At 64.2% G+C, this 3,328-nt stretch carries 1 protein-coding gene and 2 pseudogenes; 2 read left to right on the top strand and 1 reads right to left on the bottom strand.

Annotated elements, in window-relative coordinates; genetic code table 11:
• Together XpopCFBP1817_RS22320 and XpopCFBP1817_RS20145 are read left to right on the top strand one after the other, a co-directional pair.
• Positions 1–189 (top strand): annotated as a pseudogene (locus tag XpopCFBP1817_RS22320) (DUF2345 domain-containing protein); the annotation flags it as partial.
• Between the two features lie 63 nt (positions 190–252).
• A pseudogene (locus XpopCFBP1817_RS20145) lies at positions 253–2,935 on the top strand (M1 family metallopeptidase).
• A 54-nt stretch (positions 2,936–2,989) separates the two neighbouring features.
• Here XpopCFBP1817_RS20145 and XpopCFBP1817_RS20140 read toward each other — a convergent pair.
• The coding region (locus XpopCFBP1817_RS20140; protein ID WP_128418431.1) for an IS30 family transposase at positions 2,990–3,328 on the bottom strand (339 nt) is incomplete at its 5' end.

Below are 3,328 nucleotides of genomic sequence, written 5' to 3'. Positions count from 1 at the left end.
GCCAGCGTGACCATCGAAGGCGGCAACATCACCGTCGCCTGCCCCGGCACCATCACCGTGCATGCGAGCAAGAAGTCGTTCGCGGTGGCATTTATTGGTAAGGCAACAATCGAAGCGTTTTGCTGCAAGAGGAGTAGCGGGTCTTTGCAGGTCATTCCACGCGGGCAGTCCAGCTCGCGCAATGACTAAGGTCACATGACAGTCATGCCCGGCTGTGGTCGACTTCGGCAATTACCCTGCCCGGAATTGCCAATGCGTCGTGTTGCCTGCCTGCTTGCTCCCTCTCTGCTTGGGCTGTGCTGCGGCACCGTGCTGGCGCAGTCTTCCGGCGAGCCGGTTCCCAACGGCCGCTTGCCGACCTGGGCGGTGCCAGAGCGCTACAGTCTGTCGCTCAAGATCGACCCGGACCAAGCGCAATTCAGCGGCCGCACCAGCATCCGCGTGCAGCTCAAGCAGGCCTCTGACCACCTCTGGCTGCATGGCAAGGAATTGAAGGTCAGCAAGGTCACGGTCAAGCCGGGCAAAGGCAAGGGCAAGGGGCTGAACGCGCGCTATGTGGACGCCGATGTACAGGCCGGCGTGGTGCGCCTGTATTTCGGCCGCACGCTCCAGCCGCAGACGCTCACCGTGGACATCGTCTACAGCGCGCCGCTCAATCAGCAGCTGCAGGGCCTTTACCAGGTGAAGTATCAGGGCCAGTCCTATGCGATGACGCAGATGGAGCCGATCAGCGCGCGTTATGCGTTCCCGGGTTTTGACGAGCCCGCGTTCAAGAACCCGTTCGACCTCAGCCTGACCGTGCCCAAGGACGACCAGGCATTGGCCAATACCATCGCCACCTCGACCAAGCCGGCCGGCAAGGGCTGGAAGACGGTGACCTTCGCGCCGACCGTGCCGCTGCCGACCTATCTGGTCGCCTACGCCGCCGGCCCGTGGGACGTGCTGGACGTGCCACCGATGCCGGCCACCCCGCAGCGCCCCAGCGCGACCCCGTTGCGTGGCATCGCCGCCAAGGGCCAGGGCCCGCGCATCACGTCGGCGCTGGACCAGACCCCGGCGATCATCGCCGCGCTGGAGGACTACTACGCCTTCGGGTATCCGTTCGACAAACTCGATCTGGTCGCCGCCCCGGATTTCAGCGCTGGCGCGATGGAAAACCCGGGTTTTGTGACCTTCCGCGATTGGCTGCTGTTGCTGGACAAGGATTCGCCGGCAGAGAACGTACAGCGCTCCTTCAACACCAATGCGCATGAGCTGGCCCACCAGTGGACCGGCGACGCGGTCACCATGGCGTGGTGGGACGACCTGTGGTTGAACGAAGCGTTCGCCACCTGGATGCAGCAGAAAATCACCATGCAGCTGCACCCGGAATACCGCGCCAATCTGGACCGCATCACCGGCGCGCAGCATGCAATGGACAACGACAGCCTGGTCAGTGCGCGCAAGATCCGCCAGCCGATCACCGGCAACGGCGATATCGAAACCGCCTTCGACGGCATCACCTATCAGAAGGGTGCGGCGGTGCTGGCGATGTTCGAAGCCTTCGTTGGCGAAGACGTGTTCCGCGAAGGCATGCGCGCCTACATCGCCAAACACAAATTCGGCAGCGCCACCGCCGACGATCTGGTCGATGCGATCGCCGAGGCCACCGGCAAGGGCGAGGAGTTCAAGGCCGCATTCCGCAGCTTCCTCAATCAGCCGGGCGTGCCGTCTCTGCAGACCCAGCTCGCCCGCGAAGGCGGCAAGACCGTGGTCAAACTGCAGCAGCAGCGCTACCTGCCGCTGGGTTCCACCGGCTCCACCGCACAGCAATGGGGCGTGCCGGTATGCGTGAAATACGGCAAGGGCAAGAACCAGGTCGGCACCGCCTGCCAGATGCTCGAAGACCGCAGCGGCAGCATCGCGCTGGAAGGCGCCGGTAAAAATACCTGGGTGTTCCCGAACGCGCGTGGCGCCGGCTATTACCGTTTCAGCCTGCCAAAGAAACAGCTGGCCGCGCTCGGCAAACAGATCGGCCAGCTCGACGAAAACGAACGGCTGGCGTATGCCGATGCGATCGATGCGGCCTACCGTCATGGCGATGCCGACAGCGACGCTGTGCTGGCGGCGCTCACGCAGTTGGCACCGTCCGCATCGGCCGATGTCTCGACCGCGCTGCTGGATCGCTTCGTGTGGATCCGGCGTTACCAAGCCACCACCGGATGCACAGCGCGGCGCATTGCGCAAGACTGCCGAACAAGCCTATCTGCCGCGTCTGCATCAGCTGGGTTATACGCGGCGCAGCGGCGACTCCATCGACGACACCACGCTGCGCTCGTCGTTGGCTGGCCTGTTTGCGTTATGTCTGCAGAACGCAGAAGTGCGCATCGCACTGCTCGCGCAGGGCGATGCGGTGCTGGCCGGTGGCAAGGGCGCGCTGGATTTCTCTGCCGCCAACCCGGATCTGCTCGGTACCGTGCTGGCAGTGACCGCGCAGGAACGCGGCGCGCCCGCTGTGCAGACCTTGATCGATGCATTGCGCACGCATGCCGACCCCGCGCAGCGCAACGCCATGATCACCGCCCTGGGCACGGTGCAGGACCCGGCGCTGCTCAAGCAGGCGCGCGATTTCGCGCTCACCGATGCGATCAAGGTCGGCGAGATGAAGGGCCTGCTGTCGCGCGGGGACAGTTATGAGACCTCGCACGCTTCGATGTGGGCATGGTTCACCGCCAACTTCGACCGCATCGTGCAGCGCAGCGGCTCGTTCGACGGCGGCGGTTTGCCGGCAATGGGCGCAACTGGTGGCTGCAGCGTGGAAGAAGCCGACCGCCTGGAGGCGTTCTTCAAGCCGCGCCTGGCCAAACTCAGCGGCGCCGACCGCGGCGTCGCGCAGACCGGCGAAACCATCCGCCTGTGCGCCGCACTGAAGCAGGCGCAAACCGCCAAACGCTGAGCTGCAGTGTGCGGCCTGTGTGCGCAGTATCGGCAGTGTCGATACTGGGCAGTCTCAAGAGTCAAGCGCAACACCTGATTTGAATGCTGCGATTTCTGCCTCCATCGCTTCGCTCGGTGTCTTCCCTCCAAGCGTCTGACGAGGGCGGGGATTGATCAGCGGTGCAATGTGATTGAGATACTCCTGGCTGACGGTGGACAGGTCCGTGCCCTTGGGCAGGAACTGGCGTAGCAGGCCGTTGGTGTTCTGGTTGCTTGCGCGCTGCCACGGCGCATGCGGATCAGCGAACCACACGTCGATGTTCAACCCCTGGATCAGCTCGGCATAACACGTCAGCTCGGTGCCACGATCGCAGGTCAGGCTTGTCCGCCTCGAGGCCGGCAGCTTCTTCAT

Origin of the sequence: Xanthomonas populi, assembly GCF_002940065.1 — a bacterium.
GTDB lineage: Bacteria > Pseudomonadota > Gammaproteobacteria > Xanthomonadales > Xanthomonadaceae > Xanthomonas > Xanthomonas populi.
The sequence above is the reverse complement of the archived record's forward strand: the minus strand, read 5'-3'. Positions and strand labels throughout refer to the sequence as shown.